Source organism: Natrialba sp. PRR66, assembly GCF_034808065.1.
In the GTDB taxonomy this organism is placed as follows: Archaea; Halobacteriota; Halobacteria; order Halobacteriales; family Natrialbaceae; genus Natrialba; species Natrialba aegyptia.
The window spans coordinates 1-283 of sequence record NZ_JAXHGN010000055.1 but is presented as its reverse complement, the minus strand read 5'-3'; the positions used below and the strand labels follow the sequence as shown (position 1 = coordinate 283).

1 pseudogene is annotated in these 283 nt (G+C 75.6%); it reads left to right on the top strand.

The features are described 5' to 3' along the window. Positions 1-8 precede the first annotated feature (8 nt). Positions 9-283 (top strand): annotated as a pseudogene (locus SM755_RS23460) (DNA mismatch repair protein); the annotation flags it as partial.

The following is a 283-nucleotide window of genomic DNA, read 5'->3' as shown; positions in this document are numbered from 1 at the left end:
CCCGGGAGCTGCTCGTCGCGGAACTCGGCGTCGAGCGTAGCGTCTCGGCCATCGAGTCGGCGGACGTGCGGACGCTGGCCGAGGCGGGGCTCTCGCGCGGTCGGGCGACGCGCATCCTCCGGCGTGCCGGCGGCGGCGAGGGCATGGGCATCCTCGCGACCGGCGACACGCGCTCGGTGTACAAGCAGTGCATCGAGCTCGCGCGCCGGCACGCCGTCACGCAGGACGCCGCCGACAGCATCCGCGTGCTGACGCCGCTGGCGCACCGCGAGGCGATGGCGGA